Source organism: Croceitalea sp. MTPC5 (assembly GCF_036985505.1).
In the GTDB taxonomy this organism is placed as follows: domain Bacteria; phylum Bacteroidota; class Bacteroidia; order Flavobacteriales; family Flavobacteriaceae; genus Croceitalea.
Window position 1 is genome coordinate 310,425 of record NZ_BTGQ01000005.1, and the last position, 26,256, is coordinate 336,680.

Here is a 26,256-nt window from a genome sequence, read left to right on the forward strand (position 1 = left end):
CTATACACAAAGGTTCTATTATGATTAAAGCAGTGATTTTTGATTTAGACGGTACGCTCATTCAAACAGAGGTTTTAAAGGCCAATTCTTATGCCCTTGCCATCAACCAATTGACCAATGGGGAGGTTGATGAAGATAAGGTGCTTGATATTTTTAATGAGTTTGTGGGCCTGTCCAGACAAGAAGTTGTAGAAGGTCTATCGAAGAGCTTTAGCAAGCCATTGCAGAAACATTTGAATATTGATGGAATAGGCCTGATTGGGAAAACCCTTATTGAAAAAAGACTTCACATATATCGAAATATCCTAGATGATACACAATTGCTGTCCAAACATTTTTGCTCCTTTACCCTTGGTCTTTTCAGTAGATTATATCAAGATGGTTTTACCGTGGCCTTAGCGACAATGTCGCATTTGCCCGAAGCTAAAAAAGTAACCGAGACAATGGGCATTTATGATAAATTCAATTTTGTGTTGACCAGGGACGATGTGGAAAATGGTAAACCAGAACCCGATATCTATCTCAAAGCGAAAAACAAGCTGGGGCTAGAAGCTAATGAATGTTTGGTAATAGAAGATTCAGTCAATGGCATCAAGGCCGCGCAAAATGCAGAAATGCCGGTTTTTGCGGTTACCAACGTAATAACCCGAAAGTCGGTTCATGAAGGCAAGCTTCTTGAACCTCATTTTATTATAGATGATTTAGACCAACTGCAGAACAGGGTTTACAGTTACATTACAGCTTAAAACCGAAGGTCTAGAAAGGTCTTGTAAAAACCATTACGACAATTAGGTTTTTGCTGGCTGATGGACCCATTAAAAATCCTCATAGGTAAATCGTTGACCACCTACAGAGGCATCGGCCATTAAACCGGCCTTGGGCATGGCAAATACCGCTACGCCATCTTTATATTTTGCATTTACCGAAACACCGGATTTTACGGCAACGGCAGATGCCTCGGCGCTAAACTGCATGTCACCTTCTTTAAATCGGTCTAGGTCTACTTCGGTCTCAAAGAAAATGACCTCAATAATGGCCTGACCACCGGCCTGTAAGCCAAAATTAAGCTTCTTTAAACCTGCCATGCCGATAGCTTCGCCATCTTTATATACAATACCCCTACCCGATGCACCGCCTATGAATAAACCACCTTTTCCCACATTCGGAAAAATGACATATCCCGCAGAATCATCAAAAAATTGTTGCAAGCCTTGATCTGAATCCAAAAGTGTCTTTTGCGCTTTTTGGGCATCATATATGAGTTGTCGTTGTTTTTTGGATTGTGAGAACGTAGCGGTAGAACTCAAGAAGGTAATAAGGGTGATTAAAAAAGCTATTCTTTTCATTATCGTAAAATTTTTATGTGAATGACAAGGTTTTCAGGTCTTTTTACTCATATTTTTCTACAAGTAATGGATTGATTTTCATTGAAATAACCAAAACAAACCTTTTCAAGTAGTAATATTGACCTTATATGATATAAGTCTACTTTAACTACGGATACTTACATCTTAAAAAGTTAGTGTAAAAAGCTTCCACCCATAGTGAGTGTTAGGTAATGATGTTCGAAGAAGGGGATTCTTTTGTCGAAATGTGAATAACCGAACAATCTTAAAAGGCCTAAAGCTTTGCCAAGCTATGATCTAAATCAGGTAGTGCTTTTAACACGGCATCGGTAACTTCTTGCTGAATCTCCGTAGCATATGCGTCATATATAACAATACTTAGTAAGAGCAAACTAGTTGTCAAACAGAAAGTAAGTATACGGGCAGAAAGCAGTTTTTCAGAAGTGTTCATTGCTGGTTGGTTATTAAAGTTGCTGAAAGATAGCACAATCCGTTCAGATTAACAAATCATTAACATGTATAAATAGCAGTTAACCAGCCTTTTATATTTTAAGGGTACTATTTATGCATTATGAGACCCGTCCCAATAGGGCGGGTTGCCGGTCTTTTTGCAAGTACACAAATAGGCCTCTTTGGTTTCTTCTGCGGTGAAAACCATTGAAGGGGTGGCATTATGTGCCCTATGCGAACCATCACAAAAAGGTTGGTCTGAGCTATGGCTACAGGTACACCAAGCATATCTTTTACCCTTCTCTAAATCTACCCGGATAGGGCTATGACTTTTCTTTTCCATAATCTGGATTAAACGGTTCCTAAAAGTAACCAAAAGCCTTTCTTGAACCTATCTAAATAAGATGGTCAAAGCACTATACGTAACCCGGGTATAGAAGAAATAGCAGTACCCCACTATCCCTTCTTAATTTCTGAGTACCGATGAACAAGTGTAATCTTGGCAAAAAGGCAAGATATAGGTCAATCCATCAATGGAAAAAGTTACAGCTCCCTATCCCAGACGTAGGGGTTGGGGGTGTCGATCAGTAAAAATAACAATGGGGTTGTAGGGACCCATTACCTTAAAAAATTACAAAAATAGTGATGTCCTTTTTTGCTCGAAGTTGTTCGTTGAAGCTATCTTTACAATTTAGAAATAAAACCAAAAGAATGAAAAAGCTACTCCTGGTTTCTTTAATCATGCTGTCCGTTGTTTCATGTAAAAAGGAGATACAGGGTATAACAACACCTTCACCTAAAAAAGAAATGACCTATTTGGTCACCCATGGAGACTCTTTACCAGATGCCTACGAATGGATGGAACTTACGGATGAGGAAAAAAATGATTCCCTATCCAATCAAAAAACCAAAGCCGTTAGGAATTTGATTTCTGAGGAAAATGCCTATACCGCCAAGGTGATGGCTCCCTATACGAACTTGCAAAACAAGCTGTTTGAAGAAATGAAGGGTAGGCAAGAGCAGAAAATACAAAGTGTGCCCTACAATAAAAATGATTATGAGTATTCCGTCGCCTATGAAGAAGGTGATGAATATCCCAGGTATTACAGGAAGAAACTCACCGAAGGTGCTGAAAAAGAACTGTTGTTGGATGGGCCTGAAATGGCCAAGGGACATGATTATATCGATATTGCGTTCGGGCCGAATTATGATGTTACTGAGAATACAAAGATGGTGGCGTATGCTGTAGACACCCTTTCTCGAAGATCTTATACCATTTATTTCAAGAATTTGGAGACTGGGGAAATCTTAGATGAAAAATTGGACAGCGTTACCACAAATTTCGTCTGGGCCAATGATAGCAAAACGCTTTTTTATATTACGCGGGATCCACAAACATTGCGTTGGAATAAGGTGAAAAAGCATGTCTTGGGAACAAACCCTGAATACGACGAGTTAGTCTACGAGGAAAAAGATGAAGAGTTTGGCACGAGCATCAATATAACGAAGTCGCGGAAGTTCTTGTTGATTTCGAATTACTCTAGAAACGCTGACGAGTATTACTTTTTGAATGCCGATGATCCCAATGGAAAATGGAAGCTTTTTCAAGGAAGACAGCCCGATATGGAATACAACATCAACCATATAGGGGACTATTTTTATATACATACCAATTGGGGCGCCCCTAATTTCAAGCTAATGCGGACTACCCTTGATAAAACCGAAAATTCTCATTGGGAAGATTTTTTGGTGCCAGGGTACGCGATAAAACTAGACAATGTACACGCATTCAAGAATCATTTGGTGATCAGTGAAAGATTTAAAGGGCTACAACAAATTAGGGTAGTAGATGCCATTACGACCGAATCTTCGTATTTAAAATTTAAAGACCCTACCTACTCCATGTCCCTTTCTTCGAGAATAGAATTTAATGCAGGGTTTTTTAGGTATTATTATGAATCAATGACCACACCATATTCGGTATATGACTATCATTTTGACACCAAAAAATCCAGTTTACGTAAAACATCCAAGGTGATGGATGTTGATTTTAAAAGTACCAACTACATTTCTGAACGATTATTCGTAACAGGTAGGGATGGTACTGAAATACCGGTTTCGTTGGTTTATAAAAAAAATCGTGACCCAAAGAATTCGGGTCCGTTGTTACTTTATGGTTACGGGTCTTATGGGTCGAATCTTGACCCTTGGTTCTCAACGTCAAGACTTAGTTTATTGGATCGTGGCTTTGTTTTTGCCATTGCCCATGTTCGTGGCAGTGAATTGATGGGAAGAAGCTGGTATGAAAACGGTAAATTCTTGCATAAAAAGAATACTTTTTTCGATTTTATCGATGTGGCCAAACACTTGATAGGCGAAGGGTATACCCAACCAAAACACTTGTATGCACAGGGAGGCAGTGCCGGTGGTTTGTTGATGGGTGCCGTGGCTAATATGGCTCCAGAATTGTGGAACGGAATCATCGCACAGGTACCTTTTGTTGATGTTATGAATACCATGCTCAATGAAGATTTGCCCCTAACGGTCGGGGAGTATGAAGAATGGGGAAACCCCAATGACAAAACGTATTATGACTATATGAAATCGTATTCCCCATACGACAATGTTGCCCGTAAAGCTTACCCTAGTATGTTGGTCACCACGGGCTTTTGGGACAGTCAAGTACAGTATTGGGAGCCATTAAAATGGGTCTCAAAATTAAGGGACTACAAAACGGATGACAATCACATTCTTTTTAAGTGTAATCTGGTTGCTGGCCATGGGGGTAGTTCAGGCAGGTTCGAAAGCCTAAAAGAACAGGCATTGGAATATGCTTTTTTACTGATGTTGGAAGGCAAAGGGGAGTAGGTCTATTATCGAAACAAAATCGCGATGGCACCAATGGCCGTGACCGCTAAGATGAATCTTCGATATTGCCTCTCGTTAATCATTTTGACTAACTTAACCCCAGTAAAAAGACCTATTAGAATTGCAGGAAGTAACATTGCATTTATAGTCAGGGTCCCTACGGAAATGGTTTTCCAAATAAATATGTGAAAAGGCAGTTTAAAAAGATTGGTTATTAGAAACAACCAAGCCGCAGTGCCAACGAATTCGTTCTTTGGCAATCGCATCGCTAAAAAAAAGAGGTTACTAAAGGCCCCTGCCAAGTTGCCGATCATGGTGGCGATACCCGCAATAATTCCGGTACCCCCGGCAAAGCTCCAATGATTGGGAACCGTTTTCGATTTTCTCCTATCCCAAAAGATCAAGATACCCAAACTGGCCAGAATCACTACAACCATACCAATTTTGAATAGTTTTTCGGGCAGGTCCTTTCCAATGACTACACCGATTAAGATTCCGAAGATCATCCAAGGCATAAAGCGAATGATATACTTCCATTGGGTATGTCTATTATAGTAGACAACGGCGAAAATATCTCCAACAAGCAAAAGTGGCATAATAAGACCTGTTGATTGTTTTGCACCAAAGGCCAAGGCCATTAAAGTAACATTGAAAATGGACAATCCTTTCAGGCCCGCTTTTGAAATCCCCATTAAGAAAGCTGCTAAACCTGAAAGTAACCAACCCCAAAGACCTACCTCTAAATCCATCGTCAAAGACATATTTTGAATCAAAAAAACCAAATGTATGCATTAAAAGAAAAGTAGTATTCGGTGAATTACCTAAAACCAATATCCGTGCTTTTATAGAAAATTGTCAAATGATGCTAGAATAACATCAAATGGATACGGTTTAAAAGGGGCCTTGCAAAAAAGTTATATCTTTAATAATCAACCAATCACCAATTATGGAACTCAGTACCCTTGACTATAGCTTTATTATTGTCTTTTTCTCGATTGTTTTAGGAATAGGAATTTACGTCTCAAAAAAATCAGGTAAAAATTCCTCGGAATTCTTTCTCTCTGGCCGCACGATGCCCTGGTGGCTGTTGGGGCTTTCGATGGTAGCCACCACTTTTTCTACAGATACGCCCAATTTGGTTACCGATATTGTCAGAACTTCAGGAGTTTCAGGGAACTGGGTATGGTGGTGCTTTTTGCTAACAGGTATGCTCACCGTTTTTGTATATGCCAAGCTTTGGCGTAAGTCTAATGTAAAAACAGACCTTGAATTTTATGAAATGCGCTATGGGGGCAAACCGGCAAGCTTTTTAAGAAAGTTCAGATCTATTTACCTCGGGGCCTTATTCAATATAATTACCATGGCCTCGGTGACCTTGGCGGCTATAAAGATCGGGGGTATCATGTTGGGTCTTGAACCTTGGGAAACGGTAGTGGGAGCGGGATTGATAACCGTCGTTTTTAGCGCGTTAGGAGGCTTTAAAGGAGTGGTTTACACTGATTTTCTGCTGTTTTTTGTTGCGATGGCCGGGGCCATTGGAGCCGCATTTTATTTGGTAAATATTCCTGAAGTTGGAGGAATACAAGCGTTGATCGAACATGAAAACGTTACGGATAAATTGAACATACTTCCTGATTTTGATAATACGACCGTTCTAGTGACCATGTTCATTATTCCGATTGCAGTACAATGGTGGAGCTCTTGGTACCCCGGGGCAGAACCTGGCGGGGGAGGTTATATTGCCCAGCGTATGTTGGCCGCCAAAGATGAAAACCATGCTATTGGGGCAACATTTTTCTTTAATATCATGCATTACGCCCTTCGTCCATGGCCATGGATATTGGTGGCTTTGGCATCATTGGTCGTATATCCTGATATTGCAAGTATTGCGCAAGCATTCCCTGAGGTAGCAGATGACAAACTGGGCCATGACCTTGCGTATTCGGCGATGCTGACAAAATTACCCAGTGGGTTATTGGGCGTGGTGTTGGCCTCGCTTGTTGCGGCATATATGAGTACCATTTCAACACAGTTGAATTGGGGATCATCTTACATAGTCTTTGATTTTTACAAACAACAGGTCAACCCCAACGCAACTGAAAAACAGATGGTGGCCGTAGGTAGGATTTCTACGGTAGTATTGATGTTGTTGAGTGCGCTTTTGGCCCTCACTTTACAAAATGCATTTGAAGTTTTTGATCTCTTGGTAACTTTTGGGGCGGGAACAGGGTTGGTCTTTATCTTGAGGTGGTTTTGGTGGCGTATCAATGCATGGAGTGAGATAACGGCCATGTTCGTTTCAGGCATAATATCGATTCTATTGGTTAAGACAAGTCTAGGCACACTGCTTTTTGACCCTACGACAGGGGTATTGCCCGAATGGGCCAATTACCCTTTTGTAGTAGTAGTTACCACCGCTATTTGGGTTGCCGTCACGCTATGTACAAAACCTGAATCAGACGAAACGCTACGGTCATTTTATAAAAAAATACAACCAGGGGGCCCAGGTTGGTCAAAAGTGGTTGCTAAGGCCCAAAACGATAAGGTAGAAATTGTTGCCCCTGGTGAAAAGTGGAGTGTGCCATCGGGAATAACCGCAATGCTGCTCGGGGTTACCTTAGTATATGCTACAATGTTCGCAACAGGATATTGGATTTACGGAGAAACGAAAAAGGCATTGGTAATCAGTGTCTTGGCATTAATTTCTGGTATAGCGCTTACTAAGGTTTGGAAAAGGATGAAAGAGCACATACTATAAAACCGCCAGACATGAAGGATAGAATTCTATCAGTGGATATTTTTAGGGGGGCCACCATTGTTTTGATGATATTGGTCAACACCCCAGGAACATGGTCCAATGTTTATGCACCATTATTACATGCCAAATGGCATGGGTATACACCAACTGATTTGGTCTTCCCTTTTTTCCTGTTTATCGTGGGTACTTCCATTGTTTTTGCATACAAGAACAAAACCATAGGTACACATACCTTTAAAAAAATAAGCGTTCGAGCTCTAAAATTAATTGGGTTGGGGCTATTCTTAGGCGCTTTTACGATTAGCTTCCCCTTTTTTAAAGATTTTACCGATATTCGATTTCCTGGGGTATTGCAGCGTATCGGGGTGGTGTTCTTTTTTGCAGCGATTTTATTTCTGAACTTTAGATGGAAAACCTTGATCGCAATTGCGGTTACTTTGCTCATCGGGTATTGGGTATTGATGACATTGGTTCCGGTAAACGGAGTGGAATCAACCTTGGACAGGGCTCCCAACAATCTTGCCAATTGGTTGGATGTTCAAATCTTTGGCTCCCATAATTACAAGCCCGATTACGACCCAGAAGGCTTTTTGAGCACAATTCCTTCCATAGCAAGTTCGTTATTGGGTATTTTCACAGGGCTGATCCTCTTATCAAAACAAGAAAAGAAAGCCACTATTTTATTTGGGCTGGGGGGAGCTTTGCTGTTGGTTGGTCATTTGTGGGATTTTGTTTTTCCTATCAACAAAGCACTTTGGACAAGTAGTTTTGTGCTGGTCACTGCAGGTTGGGCCAATATCATTCTAGCCCTTATTTATTATTTGACCGACATCAGAAAAATTCAATTCGGAAGTATTTTTAGGTACGCCGGGGCCAATGCCATTGTGGTCTATTTTTTGTCCAGCTTTATCAGCAAAATCATGGGGCAGATAAGGGTTGGTGAAACTTCACTTCATGGGTGGTTGTTTCAAAAGATTTATGTACACAGTACCATCTCTATGGAACTATCTTCTTTACTATATGGTCTTAGTGTGGTTGCCTTTTACTGCCTATTGGCCTATGTGCTATATAGAAGAAAGATCTTTATTAAGGTTTAAGTTTAAATGGTGATTTTTGAACTTGAAAATCAATTTAGAAAGTATGAATAGGCTATTGTTATGGAGTTGGTAGTAAAATCAAAAAAACTTATAATACCTATCAGCTTATTGCAAGTGGAATAACTATTCAAGGATTTGCAGATAGTGGTTTCAAGGTTTCCAATAAATATAGAGGAATAACCGTCTTTTGTCTTTTAGCGCAGCGGTCCAACAGCTATTGTCTTACTTCTATTAACCTTGCCACATATTTACCAATCACATCGAACTCTAAGTTAACGGTAGTACCGACTTGGTAAGAATTGAAGCGCGTATGTTCATAGGTATAGGGAATGATGGCCACACTAAAAGCACCTTTTTTGGAGTTTACAACAGTTAGGCTGGTGCCATCGATGGTAATGGACCCTTTTTCAATGGTCACATTGTTCAATAGGGCATCATATTCAAAAGTAAAGAACCAACTGCCATCACTTTCAACGATTTTAGTGCAGGTAGCCGTTTGGTCAACATGCCCCTGTACCAAATGCCCGTCTAATCGGGTACCCAGCACCATGGCACGTTCCAAATTTACCAAGTCACCCATTTTGAGCTTACCTAGGCTGGTTTTATCCAATGTTTCTTGAATGGCCGTTACGGTATAGCGCCCACCATCTATGGCAACTACCGTTAAGCAAACACCATTATGGGCAACACTTTGGTCAATTTTAAGTTCTTGCGTTATTGCTGAGCTAATGGTAATATGCAAATTGCCACCTTCTTTTTCAAGTTCGACCACTTTGCCCAAAGTCTCGATAATACCTGTAAACATATCTTTTTTAATTGTAATTAAATCTATCTAAAAGAGCAATTATATTGACTAGTTCATCAAAATTTCACCCCTCCAATTGAAGAGGTCAGAATCGCTCGAGCGATTCTGGGTGAGGATAATTTAACTAGCTTTGCACTGTAAAAGTAGGTATTCGCATATGGATTCTAAACAAGAGAAAAAAAAAATAAAACTGGGCATCTCCATCGGGGACTTAAATGGCATTGGTTGTGAAGTTGCATTAAAGACCTTTGAAGATAACAGAATGCTCGATTTTTGTACTCCCGTTCTTTTTGCCTCAAATAAAACCATATCACATCAAAAGCAGGCATTGGACATTCCCATAAACTTCAATGGCGTGCATAGTGCCGCAAAAGCTGTTGACGGTAAGATCAATGTAGTCAATGTCTGGAAAGAAATGCCTACAATCGAATTTGGAAAGTCTACCGAAGAAGGGGGTAAATATGCCATAAAATCATTGCGTGCGGCCGTTACTGCTTTAAAGAACAATGAAATTGACGCCCTAGTCACGGCCCCTATAAATAAAAATAACATTCAGGCCGAAGATTTTAAGTTTCCTGGCCATACCGATTATTTGGCTAAGGAATTGGAAGGCGAAAGCCTGATGTTCATGGTTACCGATGAACTTCGAGTGGGGCTTATGACGGATCACATAGCCGTAAAAGATGTAGCGAACGCCATTACAACAAAGCTGATAAAAGATAAAGTGGCGACAATGGCAAAATCATTGCGTATGGACTTCGGCATTAGAAAACCAAAAATCGCCATTCTGGGCATTAACCCGCACAGTGGTGACAATGGTGTTATCGGTGAAGAAGATGATGCTATCGTGAGACCCATTGTAAAAGCGTTATTTGAAAACGGGGAATTGGTTTATGGCCCGTATTCCGCCGATAGCTTTTTCGGGTCGAATGCACACCAAAATTTTGATGCTATTCTAGCGGCCTATCACGATCAAGGGTTGATACCATTTAAGACACTTTCGTTTGGTAAAGGGGTCAATTTTACCGCTGGCCTTAAAAAGGTGAGAACCTCACCAGACCATGGTACCGCGTACGAGATTGCAGGCGGGGGTAAGGCAGATGAAAGCTCTTTTAAAGAAGCTGTTTTTGCCGCAATCCACATTTACAGAAACCGGGAAGAATACAATGAACTCACCAAAAATGCCCTAAAGAAGCAAAAGTTAAGGCGTAACCCTTAAAAAGCTCGAGATATTTTTTTAGAAGGATTGGGTTTTTACAAATAAATAGTATCTTTGCACCCGCCTTATGGGGCTGGTACACAAACCTTAAGTGTAAAGAGATGAAGTTAAAGGAGTTTTTTATTCCTTTCACAGGATTGAAGTTGGGAAAACACGAGTTTGAGTACGTTATTGACAATACGTTCTTTGAATCTTTTGGTTATGAGGAGTTTAATGGCGCCTCAATTACATTAAAAGCCGTCTTGAATAAGATGGGTACGATGATGGAATTGGACATTCATGCCTCTGGTTCGGTCAATGTAGATTGCGATTTGACGAGCGAGCCATACGATCAAACTATTACCTCTGATTTGCAATTGGTCATCAAATTCGGTGAAGCGTATAACGATGAGAACGATGAGATTTTGATCATTCCGCATGGAGAACATCAAATCAACATTGCGCAATACGTTTATGAAATGTTGGTCTTGGCCGTTCCCCAAAAAAGGGTGCATCCCGGTGTACTTGACGGAACGTTGAAATCTGAGGCATTGGATAAGTTGGAAGAATTGCAACCAAAAGAGACAAAAGGGAAAACAGAAAATACAGATCCCAGATGGGATGAATTAAAAAGATTATTAACGGACAAATAGGTACCAATGGCACATCCTAAAAGAAAAATATCAAAAACCAGAAGAGATAAAAGACGTACACATTATAAGGCGGTAGCACCGACAATTGCCAAAGACAGCACAACAGGTGAAATGCATTTGTATCACAGGGCGCACTGGCATGAAGGTAAATTGTATTACAGGGGCCAAGTCTTAATTGACAAAACTGAAGACGAGGCTGCGGCTTAGTCGATACATGAAAATATATAGCATAACTCCCGTTTTCTGAGAACGGGAGTTTTTTTATGGATTTATTTCAACTTGAAAACGGAAGTTTTAGCACGAAAAGTCGTAGAAAATCATTATTTTTCGTCGATTTTGAGTCAATTTTCAATCCTTTTTGACTAAAAACGTATATTCTGATGAATAAAATAACAGCGGCGATAACAGCTGTCGGAGCATATGTTCCAGAGTTTGTACTTACCAATAAACTGTTGGAAACCATGGTCGATACCAATGACGAATGGATAACAACGAGAACAGGAATCAAAGAAAGGCGAATCTTAAAAAAGGAAGGGGAAGGAACCTCATACCTGGCCATAGAAGCGGCTAAAGACCTTATTGGGAAAAAGGGTTTGGACGTAGCGGAAATCGACTTGGTTTTGGTGGCCACTGCAACCCCAGATATGTTGGTCGCCTCAACGGCGGCATATGTAGCAAGTGAAATCGGGGCCGTCAATGCATTTTCCTACGATCTGTCCGCAGCCTGTTCCAGTTTTTTATACGGTATGTCGACAGCCTCTAGTTATATCGAGTCGGGTCGTTACAAAAAGGTGCTTTTAATAGGGGCAGATAAGATGTCCTCAATTATTGACTATACCGACAGAACGACATGCATCATTTTTGGTGACGGTGCAGGTGCGGTGCTGTTCGAACCAAATGCCGAGGGCCTAGGCTTACAAGATGAGTATTTACGGTCTGACGGCGTCGGGCGTAACTTCTTGAAAATGGATGCCGGAGGGTCAATTTTACCAGCTTCGGAAGAAACCGTTAAAAACGGACAACATTACGTTTTTCAGGATGGAAAATCGGTATTCAAGTTCGCCGTTTCAAATATGGCCGACGTGTCCGCTAAAATAATGGAGCGCAATAAGCTCACGCATGATGATGTGCAATGGTTGGTGCCCCACCAGGCCAACAAACGAATCATAGATGCCACGGCAAGAAGAATGGGTGTTGAAGACACTAAAGTGATGATGAACATTCACCGTTATGGCAATACGACATCCGCTACATTGCCTTTATTGCTTTTTGATTATGAAGCACAATTAAAAAAAGGGGATAATCTGGTTTTTGCCGCTTTCGGTGGAGGATTCACGTGGGGATCCATATATTTAACATGGGCGTACAACTAATAAAGAACTAACTAAATCTAATTCAATGGATATTAAAGAAATTCAAAGCTTGATAAAATTTGTCGCCAAATCCGGCGCAAGTGAGGTAAAGTTGGAAATGGAAGATATTAAGATCACCATTAGAACTGGTGGCCACAGCAATACCCCAGAGACCACGATTGTTCAACAGATACCGGTAGCACAGGCCCCAATGGCCCCGGCCGCTCCCGTAGCTGCAAGTGGTGAACCTGCGGCCCCGGCCGCCCCTAGCACCGCAGATGATGATTCTAAATACATAACGATTAAGTCACCTATCATAGGTACATTCTATAGAAAACCATCGCCCGACAAACCATCTTTTGTTGAGGTGGGGCAAGATATCAATAAAGGCGACGTACTATGTGTTATTGAGGCGATGAAGCTCTTTAACGATATTGAATCAGAGGTATCTGGTAAAATCGTCAAGATTTTGGTAGATGATTCCTCTCCTGTTGAATTTGACCAACCTTTGTTTTTGGTTGATCCATCCTAATCAAATTTCAATAATTCAAATCCCAAAATCCGTTAAAAGCGACTAGAATTTGACGGTGGTGATTTGAATTTTAAATCGAGGTCTTATGTTCAAAAAAATATTGATTGCAAATAGGGGGGAAATTGCGCTTCGCGTCATACGCACCTGTAAAGAGATGGGCATTAAAACGGTAGCGGTATATTCGAAGGCCGATGAAGAAAGCCTACATGTGCGCTTTGCTGACGAGGCAGTATGTATAGGCCCTGCACCAAGTAGTGAATCGTACTTAAAGATACCGAATATCATTGCCGCTGCTGAAATCACCAATGCAGATGCCATCCACCCCGGTTATGGCTTTTTATCAGAAAATTCAAAATTTTCAAAGATTTGTGCCGAACACCAAATTAAGTTCATCGGTGCTTCAGGTGACCAAATCGATAAAATGGGTGATAAGGCGACAGCCAAAGAAACCATGAAGAAAGCAGGTGTACCTTGTGTACCTGGGTCTGATGGCTTATTGAAAGATGTCGCCGATGCGAAAAAAACCGCGAAGAAAATGGGGTATCCCGTGATGATCAAAGCGACTGCCGGTGGTGGCGGAAAAGGAATGCGTGCAGTCTGGAGTGAAGAAGAGATGGAAGAATTGTATGACAGTGCAGTCAAAGAAGCTTCTGCAGCCTTTGGTAATGGCGCTATGTACATGGAAAAGTTGATTGAAGAACCCAGGCATATCGAAATACAGATTGTTGGCGATCAATATGGAAAAGCATGTCACCTCTCTGAGCGTGATTGTTCGGTACAGCGAAGACATCAGAAGCTTACCGAAGAAACGCCATCCCCATTTATGACCGATAAGTTACGTGACGATATGGGTAAAGCGGCTGTAAAAGCAGCTGAATATATTAAGTACGAGGGGGCAGGTACGGTAGAATTTTTGGTTGACAAACACCGAAATTTCTACTTTATGGAAATGAACACCCGTATTCAGGTCGAGCACCCAATTACGGAACAGGTTGTTGATTATGACTTGATCCGAGAGCAAATTCTGGTCGCTGGCGGAGTTCCTATTTCAGGTAAGAACTATGTTCCAAAACTACACTCTATAGAATGTAGGATCAACGCAGAAGATCCTTATAATAATTTTAGGCCCTCACCTGGTAAGATTACGACCTTACATACCCCAGGGGGCCACGGTATTCGATTAGATACCCATGTGTACAGCGGCTACGCTATCCCTCCGAATTACGATTCGATGATCGCAAAATTGATAACAACGGCACAAACCCGTGAAGAGGCCATTAATAAAATGCGACGTGCTTTAGATGAGTTCGTAATTGAGGGTATTAAAACGACAATCCCTTTTCATAGGCAATTAATGGATCATCCTGATTATTTAGCGGGTAATTATACCACTAAGTTCATGGAAGACTTTGAAATGGATGAAAAATATAAGGACGAATAACAACTCAAAAGCCCCGAATTTATCGGGGTTTTTTAGTTCCCTATTTTCGGTGGTATCATTTCACTGTTTTCAGGTAGTTGCAACTTTAAAGGATGGTATAGTTTTGAAAAAGAAATACGGAACACAATTTAATGCCATCAAAAAAGTTATCTAAGCGCAACTAAACACCAACCATGCTTAAAAGGATTTTATCTTTTTTTTCTCTATGCCTCCTATTGATTTTAAACAGTAGCTGTTTTGATATTCTAGAAGAGATCAACCTCAACAAAGACGGCAGTGGCACAATGGTTTTCACCATTAATATGAGCAAGAGTAAAACCAAGCTGGCCTCTATGATGTTGCTGGATAGTATCAATGGTTATAAGATACCCTCTGAAGACGATATCGCTCTGGCACTCAATGATGTTGTTGCCCATTTGAAAAAAGCTAAGGGCATCAGTAATATAGAACAGCGTAAAGATCTAGAGAACTATATTTTTTCGGTGTCCTGTGATTTTGATGCTATAGGCAGTTTAAATGGTCTTACATCAAAATTGATACAAGATCAAAACAAACGGGAAAACACCAATTTTGAAACATCCAATTTTGCTTACAGCCCCAGCGAGATGGTTTTTGAAAGAAAGTTCACCTATGATTCTAGTATCAAGAAGTCTTTCGATCATCTAAAAAAGGAAGATAAAAAAGTCTTTCAAGACGCCAGTTTTACGGCCATTTATCGATTTGAAGACCTAGTAGGCAATTCCTCGAATACCGCTGCCAAAATAGCCCCATCAAAGAAGGCTGTAATGCTAAGGGTAGATGCCATGTCATTCATTTTTGGACAAAAAACAATTCAAAACAAAATAAAATTGATCAATTCAAAGTAGCCATGAAAAACCTATATACCTTCATTCTGACCCTAGTTCTTGTTCTTGCAGCCCAGGCACAAGATTTAGCCAACAAAATACCAAGTGATGCCAATGTTGTTGTCACGGTAAAAGGCAAAAATGTTTTGCAACTACTATCGTTGAAAGAGTTTTCAGAATCTAAGCTGGGACAGCAAATGGTCAAGGAAATCAATCGGGAAACCAAAGGGGAATTGGGGGCCATCGAAGATTTGGGCCTGAACCTAAAAGAAAACTTTTATTACTTCCTACAAACTAAAGACGGGGTCTTTTATAATACGTTTATGATTCCGTTCTCAGATACTGACAACATGACGAAACTGTTTTTGAACGAATGGGACGAGGTGATTACAGACGGGGAGGCCTCTTACGTTCAAAAGAAGTATGACGGAAGTTTGGTGATATGGAACAAGACTACCATGGCCGTTGTCATCCCTTCTGACCAAAGCAATGACTATTATGATGATTATGGCTATTACGATTATAATGACTACAGTATTCCCCCGGTAGCAGCTGAGGAGACATTGGAAGCCGTTGAAGAAGTTGAAGAGACGGTTATTGAGGCTGTGGAAGCAACTGAAACTGTTGAGGAATATGCAGAAGAGGTCGTGATACCTAAACCGACAGCATCGGCTTATGATTATGACAATAACAGTGAGTATCAAAAAGATATTGAAAGAAAAAGAATTGAGCGCAGGGCAAAACGTGACGAGCGTCAACAAGCACAGAATAAAGGGACCTTAGATTTCGCCAAACAGTTATTAATCGGAAAACCACCTCGCAATATCCTTCAAAATAATTCTTATAAAAAGAGTTTAGGTAAAGGCGGGGATGAGGCCATGGTATGGATGAATGATTTTTCAAAGTTTTATAAAGAAATGCTTCCAAAGGATCTTTTGGGACCTGCCAATCCATATGAATTTTTAAATCTTGACGAAATTTATGGTGGAATGACCCTTACGGGTAGACTTAACTTCGAAGAAGACCAAGCGGTTATGGGTATGGAATATACCATGAACGATGCCCTGGCAAAAGCATACAAACCGATGTACAATGGAAAATTCAACAAGAATTTTTTGAGCTATATCAACGAGGATAGGTTGTTGGGGTATTTGAATGTCAACTTAAGCACACAAGGCATTTTAGAGGCTTACCCCAGTTTAATAGAGACTATGTTAACCGGAAAAAAAGAAGGTGCCGATAGTAAAGCGGAAACGATAGCTGCCGCAACAACTTCAATTACAAGACTATTTTCGCTCTTGATCGATGAAGAAGGAGCGTCTAAGATCATACGGGGCGATATGCTGTTGCTACTTACCGATTTACGGGAAAAAGAAGTCACGTACGTCGATTATGAGTATGATGAAGATTACAATTACAAAAAAATAGAAAAGACAAAAACGGAAACGGTTCCTGATTTTTTGTTCCTATTTACGTCGGAAGAGGAGAAGATGTTTAAGAATTTCATGAAAATAGGGGTTTCTGAAAAAAAGGTAGACTACCAAAATGGTATCTATTTCATCGATGCATCCGGGTCTAACCCTTTTGATATTCATGTAATGTATCATGATAATACCGTTTTTATCGGTAGTTCGCTTGAACATTTATCCCAAATACGTAAGGGAACCTATCCAGCGAAATTATCGAATCAACTGAAAAAAGATATTCGTAACAATGCGACCAGTTTTTACATCAATGGAAAAAGTATCGTATCAAGAATACCTTCAGAAGCCTTCCCAAGGGAATTAAGGGATAATATTGACTTTTTGACCAATAATACTGAAGACTTAAATGTGAATTTTTCAAAGATCAAAGGCAATACCATGAGCGGCGAAATGATTTTACAGATTCCGGATCAAGGGCATAAGAATAGCCTGGCCTACTTTTTCAATTTAGTGGACAAGTTGATGGAATAGCCCCATGAGGAAATTCGCAAAACTGGTTCTACCGTTGTTCGCTTTATTGGCTTTGGGCTATTACGGCTATACTAGGTACCAAAATAGCAGTTCTTTAAAAGGCGTAGTACACCAAGACGCCACCTCGGTAATCAAAATAGGCATACATGATATCAAAAAAACGCTGATTCTAGATGCTTTGGGTGCTCCGAGGTATTACTATCAAAATTTGGATTTAGGGAATCGTACTGGCGATGATGACGGTAAAAAAGAATCAATAGGCAAGGGTGTTGAATTTATGCCTTACAACCTTTTATTCTTTACAATGCCAAAAGTAGAGCATACTGTTTTTACGGTTTTTAAAATCTACGATTTTACTGAATTTGAAGCATATGTCCATAACAAAGTAACACCCAAACTAGATGCCAATGGAATCACCGCGACCCAAGGCTATCAATCAGGGGTCTTCAAAAATGGAAGTATCGCCATAGCATGGAACGACGAAAAACTTGCGCTTGCAGTTGCCCCTAGAATCAAGAATAGCGGTATTGCCGATGTTTTCAAAGAGTTGCTGGTAGACGATAAAACAATACCAAGTACGGATCACCCTTTGCTAAAAACCATCAAGAACGAAACGGCACACGCTGTGTATGCGGCTGACGGTGGGGTAGCTACCCTTACGTTTAATGATGGCAATGCATTTTTGAAAGGAAAGGGCAGTGTTGATTTTCCGTTTGCCAAAGAAGTTACCTTCCCTAGTTATCGAAATACCTCGCTTTCTTTCCATTACGGCTTGAACCTAAGGGCCAACCCGATAAGGGAAGCATTGCTGGCAAGACGTTTGGGTAACTTAACTTTCTTTGAAAAGTATAATTTGGATGCCTCTGAAATCGCAAAATCGTTAGATGGAAGACTAAGCTTCGCTATTTCGGGAAGGACAGTTCAAAACGATACGATAATAACATATGAGTATGATGATAACTTTGAGAAAGTAGCGCGAAAGACCGTTCAAAAGAGGAATGTGCCCGCTGCGTATTTACATTTAGGTGTTCAAGGGCAAAAATTGAAAAGTTATCTTTCTGAAAAAGGTGCCCTTTCTGAAAATGGAATCTTTGAACCCTTTCCTTTATATCAGACCACTCTGTTTGAACAAAGTACTGGGGCCGTTTTTAGTACCGTAAACGATACTATCTTACCAAAAGGGAAAACCAGTTCTTATTTTTTCAATCTACAGGCCGATTTTGAAAAATTACAGAAAGATCTTGATATTTCACATACTCGTGAACTTTTCTCAATATTGACGAATATGCGCATTCAGGCTTGGCACGTTGACGAGCGTGAGATAAAGTTGGAGGGCACCCTTAATGCCGTAGATGATGATATCAATATTTTGTCACAACTATTCTTTGGCTTACGGAACAACAAAATAATCGAGCCTAAAGAAGCGGAATTATAGCCTTATTTTAGTGCTATGGAACTTAGTTATTGGGAATACAAGACTTGGCTTTCAAACATCGATTATACCATTGTTGGTAGCGGTATCGTCGGATTGAACACCGCACTCTTTTTAAGGGCCCGTTTCCCACAGGCAAAAATCCTTATACTGGAAAAAGGGGTACTGCCACAAGGCGCAAGTACAAAGAATGCGGGATTCGCTTGTTTTGGAAGTATTTCAGAGGTTTTGATGGATTTAAAGACCCATTCTGAAGAGGAAGTGGTTGAATTGGTAGCGCAACGCTTTAAGGGCATTCAATTGCTTCGTGAAACTTTAGGGGATGCCAATATTGGTTTTCAGCAACTAGGGGGAAATGAACTTTTTTTAAAGAAACATAAGGTGCTTTTTGAGAAATGTGAGGCCTCCCTGTCAAGAGTAAATAACATGCTTGAACCAATCTTTGGCAAAACGGTCTTCAAAGTAACGCCGAACACCTTCGGTTTTCAAGATAGTAACCCGAAGCTCATAACACATATGGAAGAAGCTCAGATTGATACGGGTCGAATGATGGATAGCCTACTTTATACGGTTCGAAACAAGGGAATTGCCATGTTAAATTCGGTTGAGGTTCAAGGGTTTGAAGAGGTGGGCAATAAAGTTGCAGTTAAAACGAATCGCTTTGAATTCAAGACCAACAAGTTGTTGATCGCAACCAACGGATTTGCCCCAAGACTTTTACATGAAAAAGTGAAACCCGCTAGGGCGCAGGTACTTATTACAAGGCCCATTCAGAATCCAACCATAAAAGGGACGTTTCATTTTGATGAAGGGTATTACTATTTCAGGAATATTGATGATCGTATTCTTTTCGGTGGTGGTCGAAACTTAGCTTTTAAAACGGAAGAAACGGATTCATTTGGGCAAACAAAACGCATCCAAAATGAATTGGAACGATTGCTGCGACAAGTCATCCTTCCAAACACCCCGTTCGAAATAGAACGGAGGTGGAGTGGGATTATGGGAATTGGCAGCCAGAAAAAACAAATCGTTAAGCAACTCTCAAACCACGTCTATTGCGGTGTACGCCTCGGGGGTATGGGCATTGCAATCGGAAGTTCCGTAGGCAAAGAACTGGCTGATTTGGTATGATTTCGTGTTGTCAGGCAGCGAACTGTCCAGACTTATTCTAACCGAGAATGAGGGAGCGGGTTACCCCCCCAAACCTTATCAGACCTTCCTTCCATCCAATAGATTAATGATTCGTGAACCATAAGCAGCATTTTTTTCAGAGTGGGTCACTTGAATGATGGTCACCCCATCTTCTTCATTAAGCTTCTTGAACAGTTGCATGATCTCCTCACTTTGTTGTGAATTAAGATTGCCCGTTGGTTCATCGGCCAATATCAACTTTGGGTTGGCAATCAAAGCTCGGGCCACCCCTACCAATTGTTGTTGCCCGCCACTCAGCTGTGCCGAAAACAGATCCTTCTTACCAACGATATTGAACCGATCCAACATATCAGCCACCATGGCCTTGCGCTCAGAGCCTTTAAACTTTTTATAGAGTAACGGCATCTCAAGGTTTTCTTGAACGGTCAATTCATCCAATAAATGATACGACTGAAATACAAAGCCGATATATTCTTTGTATAGATTGGCCCGGTGTTTTTCTTTCAATGTATGAACCGATTCATGAAGAAAATCATATTCGCCCTCATCAAAGGTATCGAGCATCCCTATAACGTTCAAAAGGGTGGATTTACCAGATCCAGAAGGCCCCATTACCGAAATAAACTCCCCTTCTTGAACCTCTAGATTGATGTCTTTCAAAAGAAAAATACGTTGGCCACCTGAGTTGACCCATTTGAAAATATTCTTTAGTTGTAATAGCATAAATGTCCGCTTTAAATTGTAATGATATTATGTTTCTTTTTCGTGTTTTTATCAGTCATCCTTCAGTGCTTTGACCGGGTTCATCATTGCTGCGCTAAAGCTCTTATAGCCAACCGTTGCAAATGCTATGAGCATAATGATGATTGCGGTAATCAAAAAGGCCCAAACATCAAGTTGTATGCGGTAGGCAAAACCCTCTAACCATGTATCCATTGCGTAAAATCCAATAGGAAATGCTATGAAGAAAGAGATGACCACCAATTTAAGAAAGTCTTTTGAAAGCATACCAACGATTTGTGGAACCGTTGAACCCAACACTTTTCGTATGCCTATCTCTTTGAACCGTTGTTCTGCCGTAAATGTGATCAGTCCGAATAACCCTAAACAGGCCACGAAAATGGTGAGTATGGCGAAAATATTCAATATGGTTCCCATCTTTCGTTCTACGAGATAGGTTTTTTGATACGATTGGTCTAAAAGTTCATAATCGAAAGGTTCCCCAGAATCAAAGCTTTTCCATAGGGTTTGGGTATCGGCTATTAAGGTAGCCATATCAGCTGTTCGTGCCTTAACCAAGAGTCCGCCATAGGGATTGTAAAACAACAACAAAGGTTCAATTGGCGTGTGCAGTGATTTAAAATGAAAATCTTTGACGACACCTATGATGGTCGCGGTCTTACCGGCATCGGTAATCGTTTTGCCCAACGCATTATTTTCGAGGCCCAATAGTTTGCTAGCTGTTTCATTAATGATGACTTTGGTGGAATCGGCGCCAAATACCTTTGAAAAATTTCGCCCCGATACCAACTTCATACCCATAGTTGGTAGGTAATGCCCATCAATATTGTATACGGCCATTCGACGACTGAAAACGCCGTCTTTGTAAATAGTCGACATATTGATATCCGTTGGGCCTGCCGGTACGAATGCAGATTGGGTTACTGAACCAACTTTCGGATTCTTAAGTAATTCTTGTTTGAATGCATTTAAGCTATTCCCTAAAAGATGGGCATCCCTGAGTACTAGAAGCTGCTCTTTATCATAACCTACATCCTTTTGTTGAATGTAGTTCATTTGTTGTCTTACGATTAAGGTGGCCAATATCAAACCCGTAGAGATGGTAAATTGGAAAACCACCAAACCACTACGTACGCCTTTGTTATGACCACTATTTGAAAATTTACTTTTCAGTGCCGATATAGGCTTGAACGAAGAAAGGAACAACGAAGGGTATGCTCCGGCCAACAGGCTAATGAAAAAAGTCAGCGCAATCAAAAGCCCAATACTTGACGCATTGATAAAACTACTTAACTGTAAGGCTTTTCCCGATAGTTCATTGAATTTGGGAATAAGCACGACGAGAAGGCCCAGCGCAATAAATAAGGCCAATACCGTGGCGATAAAGGCTTCTGATAAAAATTGCTGCCATAACTGTTTTCTTTGGGAACCTAGAACTTTTCGAATACCCACTTCCCTAGATCTTTTGGATGCGGAAGCGGTGGAGAGGTTCATAAAATTAATACACGCGATAAGCAACATAAAGAGTGCTATGGCACTAAAGATATAAACGTATTTAATATCACCCCCTTGTTCCAATTCTTGTGAAGCACCGACGAAATCATGATTTAAGTGAATATCCGTCAAGGGCTGCAAAAAGAGCCCTAGTTGGTTGTCTTTCATAAAATCAGAGTAAGATACGCCAAGGTCATCTTGTATTTGAGGCCCCATATATTTTTGAAGCACTTGGGGTAGTTTTTTTTCTAGATCTTTGTAGACCTTTCCATTCTCAAGTACTAAATAGGTGAAATAATTGGAGTTTACCCAAGAAGTGCTTTTTGCTGGATCAAAGCCTTGCATCGACGCAAGAACATCAAATCGAAAATGACTGTTCTGGGGCACGTTCTCAATAATTGCGGTGACCCTAAAGGGTTGTGAATTTCCTTCTATGAGAATGTTTTTGCCTATTGGGTTTGAATTGCCAAAGTATTTATTGGCCTCTGATTCTGTAAGCACCACGGTATTGGGTTCTTCTAAAGGAGATTGGGTATCACCATCTATAATAGCTAAGGTAAAAACGTTGAAAAAGTTAGGGTCGACGTAAGCGGCTTTACCATTTCGAAAGGCCGTAGTTCCATAAGCAATTTTTGGGGTACCCAAATTATAGATTCTTGTGGCATCCACAACTTCCGGAAAATCATTTTTAAGGGTTTGAGCCACCGGTGCCATGACAACGGCTTCCTTGATTTTTTCACCATTGATCTGGGCCTTAAAAACAACCCTTACGATATCATCCGCTTTTTCATTAAAGGTGTCATAGCTCAACTCGTCTACCACGAATAGCAGCATTAACAGGCACGAGGCAATACCGATGGCGAGACCGGCAATATTGATGGCAAACATACTTTTGTGCTTCAAAATGTTCCGCCACGCGATTTTTATATAGTTTTTCAGCATTTTAAATGTTTTTAGATCGATGCAATGATATTTTACTCTTCCCTTAGGGCCTTAATGGGGTTTCGGTTGGCAGCCCGTATGGCTTGGCTTCCTACGGTAAGCATCGCAATAACCAGGGCTACTAATCCAGCACTTAAAAAATATCCGCCATGTAGTGAGATTTTGTAGGCAAATTGTGATAGCCAATCTGCCGCAAGCAAATACGCAATAGGTAACGCGATGAGCATTGAAATCAGCACCAATTTTAAAAATTCACTAGAGAGCATTACGGTTAATTGGCCAATACTCTGACCAAGTACTTTTCGGATACTAATTTCTTTTCGTCGTCTTTCAGCGGAAAAAGCTGCCAAGCCAAAAAGACCTAGGCAAGATATTAAAACAGCCATTCCGGCAAAGTATTTAGACAAGGTCGATACGCGTTGTTCTGCTTGGTAAAGCTCTTGATATTGATTATCCAAAAAACGAAAATTAAACTCCAACCCTGGATTGAATTGGTGAAAAAGGTCGGTTAGGGCCGCTAAAGTGGATTTTTCTTCACCCGCTTTTATTTTTACCACTAAATTACTTACCCACTCCGTTCGGCACAACAATGCCATTGGGGCGATTTCATTGTACAATGATTGTATGTTAAAATCTTTTACCACGCCTATTATCTCCCTGTTCGGTCCTCGCATGTCAATTACGGTACCAATAGGATTTTCAAGCCCCATGAGCTTAACGGCTGTTTCATTTAATATGATTTGTGAACCGTTATCCGGTCTTTCATTTACATAAGAGCGGCCTTCCTTTATTGCAATACCCATGGTCTCGATAAAATCCGGACCTACATGGGCATGTCTAAAAGTCAATTGTTCAGACCCTTCTTTTTGCCCTGGCCAAGAATGACCCCGTGAAGAGTTGCTGAAATTTGTCATACTACCCTGCATATAAGAGGCATTTACCACGCCGGGTAATTGTTTTGCCTCATCAAGAAACACATCCATACTGTTGATAAGGGCATCTTCTCGCTCAAAGATGATGATGTTGTCTTTGTTGAATCCAAGATTTTTTGACTGTATAAAATCAAGCTGCCTATAAATGACACTTACCGCAACGATTAATATCAATGAAACGCTAAATTGAAATATCACCAAGCCCTTACGGACAAAGAGTTCGCCAAACGAAGTGCTTATTTTTCCCTTTAATACCTTAACAGGGTTGAATTTGGTAAGGTATATTGCCGGGTAACTTCCCGAGGCCAGGCCCGTACATAATGTGATAAGTACAATTGGGACAATTATCTCAGCGTCTAAGGTGAATACAAGCGCCTTACCGGTGACACTATTGAACCAAGGCATAAGTAGTATGACTGCAACGCAAGCACTGATTAAGGCGAAGAATGAAAGTAGCACCGATTCTGAAAGGAATTGAAGGATCAGTGACTTTCTATTTGCCCCCACTGCTTTTTTTATTCCCACTTCCTTTAATCTTCTTGAGGCCCTAGCCGTTGATAGATTCATAAAATTGATACAAGCGATGGATAGTACAAAAAGGGCAATGATTGAAAAAAGGATTACATAGGTAATTCGCCCCCCAACCTGTTTTCCGTTTTCATAGGTTCCTTTAAGGTAATTGTCACTATACTTTGTAAAAAAGACTTGATCTTCAACGTAGTCGCTTTTCTTTTTTGTGAAATCCGCTATTTTATCATTAAAATCATTGAGGTCAACATTTGGTTTTAGCAATGCATACATGCTGGAGCTATTGCTATACCACGCTATGTCGTCAGGATTTCGATATTTTAAGAAGGTTTTGTAGGGCAGCACAAAATCGAACCGTTCAGACGAGGTTTTAGGAATTTCAAAAACACCGGTAACAGTAAAAACACCATCTATGTTTTCCTCTGCTTTTTTTACCGAAATGGTTTTTCCTATCGGGTCTGAACCTTGTCCAAAAAGGGTATTTGCGAGTTTCGATGAAATTAAGACAGCATCTACATCGGCCAATACCGTGTTTTTATTTCCTGTGATCAAAGGGTAAGAGAAGACCTTAAAAAAGTCTTCACTTGCCATAATTCCAAAAGAACTTAGCTTCTTATCCTCGATTTCCAGGTGGGCACTATTATTGAACCTATAGACCGCGGTGGCCATTTCAACCTCGGGAATTTCTTGCTGTAAGGCCTTCAACATCAAGCTTGAATTTGAAGTGAATGTAGCTAACGAACCTTGCCCATTAGGTACGTTTCTTCGCACCTGGTAAAGTCGTTCATCGTTTTTATGGAACTTATCGACTACCATTTCATGTGAAACCCATAGAAACACCAAGAATACACATACCAACCCGGTTGATAGTCCAATTAGATTAATCAGGAAACTACTCTTGTGCTTTTGAATAGTTCTTACATATAGTAATAAGTTGTGCTTTAACATTTTTTAATTTTATGATGACGGCTCAAAAAACTTGGTTGGTACTTCTTCTATTCCAATAGAACTTTTATTGTCTAGATACGCTACTGGAACCTGTAGTTTTCGCGTATTCCTTACTCGGATTGCCACGATATCTTATGTTACTGGAACCTGATGATTTCGTACGGAGCACATCGGTAACTGCCAATCGAATATCGGAAGAACCCGATGAGGTAATTTCGGCATCGGTGGCTTTTAGATCATAAGCATTCAGACTTGAAGATCCAGAAGAAGTGATGTTCAGCTTTTCAGTACTCCCACCAAGCTTTATGTTACTTGATCCAGATGAGACTATCTTTAAGCTATTTACATTCAGCAACAGTTCTGCATTTCTAGCTCCTGAGGTATGCACTTTAAAACTATCGGCCTTAAGGGTCGTGGTAGTATATAATTTGCCAGAACCTGAAAGACGAATCGCATCTATTTCCTCAACAGGGATGGTTATCAAAATACGCTCACCATTTGAGATTTTAAGTTGCATATTGTCCCTTGATTTTATGGTCAAGGTTCCCCCTTTCACTTCGGTTTCGATATATTTTAAAAGGTTATCCTCACCTGATAAAGTGATTTTTCCCTCAGTGCCTTCTACAAGTTTGACTTCATAAAAACCACCTACTCGAAGTCCGTCGTAATCTCCAGTGGTTCTTTCTATGGTAACGACGTTGCCGTTGCCCTTTACTTTTTTGCCGCGTTGGGCGTTTACCGATACGAGTGCTGCTAGTGTCAAAAAAATTGTAATTAAGTTTTTCAT

The 26,256-nt window shown here is 40.5% G+C and carries 23 protein-coding genes; 14 read left to right on the plus strand and 9 right to left on the minus strand.

Annotated features, from left to right (window positions below; genetic code table 11):
• Positions 1-20: 20 nt before the first annotated feature.
• On the plus strand, positions 21-746 hold the full coding sequence (locus AACM45_RS16580) for an HAD family hydrolase (protein ID WP_339144126.1): 726 nt from the start codon (positions 21-23) through the stop codon (positions 744-746).
• 69 nt (positions 747-815) lie between these two features.
• Here AACM45_RS16580 and AACM45_RS16585 read toward each other — a convergent pair whose 3' ends face one another.
• The 3 genes from AACM45_RS16585 to AACM45_RS16595 form a co-directional block, all read right to left on the minus strand.
• Positions 816-1,346, minus strand: coding sequence for a lipid-binding SYLF domain-containing protein (locus AACM45_RS16585; protein WP_339144127.1), 531 nt, complete (start codon positions 1,344-1,346; stop codon positions 816-818).
• A gap of 274 nt (positions 1,347-1,620) precedes the next feature.
• Positions 1,621-1,797, minus strand: coding sequence for a hypothetical protein (locus AACM45_RS16590; protein ID WP_339144128.1), 177 nt, complete (start codon positions 1,795-1,797; stop codon positions 1,621-1,623).
• A gap of 111 nt (positions 1,798-1,908) precedes the next feature.
• Positions 1,909-2,139 carry a CDGSH iron-sulfur domain-containing protein gene (locus AACM45_RS16595; protein ID WP_339144129.1) on the minus strand — a complete coding sequence of 77 codons (231 nt, stop codon included), beginning with the start codon at positions 2,137-2,139 and terminating at the stop codon, positions 1,909-1,911.
• Positions 2,140-2,507: 368 nt separating this feature from the next.
• Here AACM45_RS16595 and AACM45_RS16600 point away from each other — a divergent pair, with 368 nt between their 5' ends.
• Positions 2,508-4,664 carry a S9 family peptidase gene (locus AACM45_RS16600; protein WP_339144130.1) on the plus strand — a complete coding sequence of 719 codons (2,157 nt, stop codon included), beginning with the start codon at positions 2,508-2,510 and terminating at the stop codon, positions 4,662-4,664.
• A gap of 5 nt (positions 4,665-4,669) precedes the next feature.
• Here AACM45_RS16600 and AACM45_RS16605 read toward each other — a convergent pair whose 3' ends face one another.
• Entirely contained in the window at positions 4,670-5,425 is a 756-nt protein-coding gene (locus AACM45_RS16605; RefSeq protein WP_339144131.1) for a sulfite exporter TauE/SafE family protein, read from the minus strand.
• A gap of 185 nt (positions 5,426-5,610) precedes the next feature.
• Between AACM45_RS16605 and AACM45_RS16610 the strand changes: the two genes are divergently transcribed.
• Together AACM45_RS16610 and AACM45_RS16615 are read left to right on the plus strand one after the other, a co-directional pair.
• Positions 5,611-7,422, plus strand: a complete 1,812-nt coding sequence (locus AACM45_RS16610; protein ID WP_339144132.1) for a sodium:solute symporter family protein — start codon at positions 5,611-5,613, stop codon at positions 7,420-7,422.
• An 11-nt stretch (positions 7,423-7,433) separates the two neighbouring features.
• The gene (locus AACM45_RS16615) at positions 7,434-8,519 is read left to right on the plus strand and encodes an acyltransferase family protein (RefSeq protein WP_339144134.1); all 1,086 of its coding nucleotides are present in this window, start codon (positions 7,434-7,436) and stop codon (positions 8,517-8,519) included.
• Positions 8,520-8,733: 214 nt separating this feature from the next.
• Here AACM45_RS16615 and AACM45_RS16620 read toward each other — a convergent pair whose 3' ends face one another.
• Positions 8,734-9,324 (minus strand): riboflavin synthase, encoded by a 591-nt coding sequence (locus AACM45_RS16620; protein ID WP_339144136.1) that lies wholly within the window; start codon positions 9,322-9,324, stop codon positions 8,734-8,736.
• Positions 9,325-9,481: 157 nt separating this feature from the next.
• On the opposite strand from AACM45_RS16620, the gene pdxA reads away from it, so the two are divergent.
• From pdxA to AACM45_RS16670, 10 genes are all read left to right on the plus strand, one after another.
• The gene (gene pdxA, locus AACM45_RS16625) at positions 9,482-10,543 is read left to right on the plus strand and encodes a 4-hydroxythreonine-4-phosphate dehydrogenase PdxA (protein ID WP_339144137.1); all 1,062 of its coding nucleotides are present in this window, start codon (positions 9,482-9,484) and stop codon (positions 10,541-10,543) included.
• A gap of 101 nt (positions 10,544-10,644) precedes the next feature.
• Positions 10,645-11,175: a YceD family protein gene (locus AACM45_RS16630; RefSeq protein ID WP_339144138.1), complete on the plus strand. Its 531-nt coding sequence runs from the start codon at positions 10,645-10,647 to the stop codon at positions 11,173-11,175.
• A gap of 6 nt (positions 11,176-11,181) precedes the next feature.
• Positions 11,182-11,382: a 50S ribosomal protein L32 gene (gene rpmF, locus AACM45_RS16635; protein ID WP_339144139.1), complete on the plus strand. Its 201-nt coding sequence runs from the start codon at positions 11,182-11,184 to the stop codon at positions 11,380-11,382.
• A gap of 173 nt (positions 11,383-11,555) precedes the next feature.
• The gene (locus AACM45_RS16640; protein WP_339144140.1) at positions 11,556-12,548 is read left to right on the plus strand and encodes a beta-ketoacyl-ACP synthase III; all 993 of its coding nucleotides are present in this window, start codon (positions 11,556-11,558) and stop codon (positions 12,546-12,548) included.
• A 25-nt stretch (positions 12,549-12,573) separates the two neighbouring features.
• A complete protein-coding gene (accB, locus tag AACM45_RS16645; RefSeq protein WP_339144141.1) occupies positions 12,574-13,059 on the plus strand; it encodes an acetyl-CoA carboxylase biotin carboxyl carrier protein in 486 nt (161 codons plus the stop codon).
• Between the two features lie 85 nt (positions 13,060-13,144).
• The gene (gene accC, locus AACM45_RS16650; RefSeq protein ID WP_339144142.1) at positions 13,145-14,500 is read left to right on the plus strand and encodes an acetyl-CoA carboxylase biotin carboxylase subunit; all 1,356 of its coding nucleotides are present in this window, start codon (positions 13,145-13,147) and stop codon (positions 14,498-14,500) included.
• Positions 14,501-14,673: 173 nt separating this feature from the next.
• Positions 14,674-15,366, plus strand: a complete 693-nt coding sequence (locus AACM45_RS16655) for a hypothetical protein (RefSeq protein ID WP_339144143.1) — start codon at positions 14,674-14,676, stop codon at positions 15,364-15,366.
• A 2-nt stretch (positions 15,367-15,368) separates the two neighbouring features.
• Positions 15,369-17,300, plus strand: coding sequence for a hypothetical protein (locus AACM45_RS16660; protein WP_339144144.1), 1,932 nt, complete (start codon positions 15,369-15,371; stop codon positions 17,298-17,300).
• 4 nt (positions 17,301-17,304) lie between these two features.
• A complete protein-coding gene (locus AACM45_RS16665; RefSeq protein WP_339144145.1) occupies positions 17,305-18,735 on the plus strand; it encodes a hypothetical protein in 1,431 nt (476 codons plus the stop codon).
• A 15-nt stretch (positions 18,736-18,750) separates the two neighbouring features.
• The gene (locus tag AACM45_RS16670; protein WP_339144146.1) at positions 18,751-19,863 is read left to right on the plus strand and encodes an NAD(P)/FAD-dependent oxidoreductase; all 1,113 of its coding nucleotides are present in this window, start codon (positions 18,751-18,753) and stop codon (positions 19,861-19,863) included.
• Between the two features lie 78 nt (positions 19,864-19,941).
• On the opposite strand, the gene AACM45_RS16675 is transcribed toward AACM45_RS16670, so the two are convergent.
• From AACM45_RS16675 to AACM45_RS16690, 4 genes are all read right to left on the minus strand, one after another.
• Positions 19,942-20,607: an ABC transporter ATP-binding protein gene (locus tag AACM45_RS16675; protein WP_339144147.1), complete on the minus strand. Its 666-nt coding sequence runs from the start codon at positions 20,605-20,607 to the stop codon at positions 19,942-19,944.
• 51 nt (positions 20,608-20,658) lie between these two features.
• A complete protein-coding gene (locus tag AACM45_RS16680) occupies positions 20,659-23,061 on the minus strand; it encodes an ABC transporter permease (protein ID WP_339144148.1) in 2,403 nt (800 codons plus the stop codon).
• 32 nt (positions 23,062-23,093) lie between these two features.
• Complete coding sequence (locus AACM45_RS16685; protein ID WP_339144149.1) at positions 23,094-25,469, minus strand: ABC transporter permease; 2,376 nt, start codon at positions 25,467-25,469, stop codon at positions 23,094-23,096.
• Positions 25,470-25,533: 64 nt separating this feature from the next.
• Positions 25,534-26,256, minus strand: coding sequence for a head GIN domain-containing protein (locus tag AACM45_RS16690; protein WP_339144151.1), 723 nt, complete (start codon positions 26,254-26,256; stop codon positions 25,534-25,536).

Bases quoted from the DNA above. Each gene is read 5' to 3' on its own strand.
- AACM45_RS16665 (WP_339144145.1), top strand. From the start codon at position 17,305: ATGAGGAAATTCGCAAAACTGGTTCTACCGTTGTTCGCTTTATTGGCT.
- AACM45_RS16610 (WP_339144132.1), top strand. From the start codon at position 5,611: ATGGAACTCAGTACCCTTGACTATAGCTTTATTATTGTCTTTTTCTCG.
- AACM45_RS16615 (WP_339144134.1), top strand. From the start codon at position 7,434: ATGAAGGATAGAATTCTATCAGTGGATATTTTTAGGGGGGCCACCATT.
- AACM45_RS16590 (WP_339144128.1), bottom strand. From the start codon at position 1,797: ATGAACACTTCTGAAAAACTGCTTTCTGCCCGTATACTTACTTTCTGT.
- accB (WP_339144141.1), top strand. From the start codon at position 12,574: ATGGATATTAAAGAAATTCAAAGCTTGATAAAATTTGTCGCCAAATCC.
- AACM45_RS16580 (WP_339144126.1), top strand. From the start codon at position 21: ATGATTAAAGCAGTGATTTTTGATTTAGACGGTACGCTCATTCAAACA.
- AACM45_RS16620 (WP_339144136.1), bottom strand. From the start codon at position 9,324: ATGTTTACAGGTATTATCGAGACTTTGGGCAAAGTGGTCGAACTTGAA.
- AACM45_RS16680 (WP_339144148.1), bottom strand. From the start codon at position 23,061: ATGCTGAAAAACTATATAAAAATCGCGTGGCGGAACATTTTGAAGCAC.
- AACM45_RS16675 (WP_339144147.1), bottom strand. From the start codon at position 20,607: ATGCTATTACAACTAAAGAATATTTTCAAATGGGTCAACTCAGGTGGC.
- AACM45_RS16605 (WP_339144131.1), bottom strand. From the start codon at position 5,425: ATGTCTTTGACGATGGATTTAGAGGTAGGTCTTTGGGGTTGGTTACTT.
- accC (WP_339144142.1), top strand. From the start codon at position 13,145: ATGTTCAAAAAAATATTGATTGCAAATAGGGGGGAAATTGCGCTTCGC.
- AACM45_RS16660 (WP_339144144.1), top strand. From the start codon at position 15,369: ATGAAAAACCTATATACCTTCATTCTGACCCTAGTTCTTGTTCTTGCA.
- AACM45_RS16630 (WP_339144138.1), top strand. From the start codon at position 10,645: ATGAAGTTAAAGGAGTTTTTTATTCCTTTCACAGGATTGAAGTTGGGA.
- AACM45_RS16585 (WP_339144127.1), bottom strand. From the start codon at position 1,346: ATGAAAAGAATAGCTTTTTTAATCACCCTTATTACCTTCTTGAGTTCT.
- AACM45_RS16600 (WP_339144130.1), top strand. From the start codon at position 2,508: ATGAAAAAGCTACTCCTGGTTTCTTTAATCATGCTGTCCGTTGTTTCA.
- AACM45_RS16670 (WP_339144146.1), top strand. From the start codon at position 18,751: ATGGAACTTAGTTATTGGGAATACAAGACTTGGCTTTCAAACATCGAT.
- AACM45_RS16685 (WP_339144149.1), bottom strand. From the start codon at position 25,469: ATGTTAAAGCACAACTTATTACTATATGTAAGAACTATTCAAAAGCAC.
- AACM45_RS16655 (WP_339144143.1), top strand. From the start codon at position 14,674: ATGCTTAAAAGGATTTTATCTTTTTTTTCTCTATGCCTCCTATTGATT.
- AACM45_RS16690 (WP_339144151.1), bottom strand. From the start codon at position 26,256: ATGAAAAACTTAATTACAATTTTTTTGACACTAGCAGCACTCGTATCG.
- AACM45_RS16595 (WP_339144129.1), bottom strand. From the start codon at position 2,139: ATGGAAAAGAAAAGTCATAGCCCTATCCGGGTAGATTTAGAGAAGGGT.
- pdxA (WP_339144137.1), top strand. From the start codon at position 9,482: ATGGATTCTAAACAAGAGAAAAAAAAAATAAAACTGGGCATCTCCATC.
- rpmF (WP_339144139.1), top strand. From the start codon at position 11,182: ATGGCACATCCTAAAAGAAAAATATCAAAAACCAGAAGAGATAAAAGA.
- AACM45_RS16640 (WP_339144140.1), top strand. From the start codon at position 11,556: ATGAATAAAATAACAGCGGCGATAACAGCTGTCGGAGCATATGTTCCA.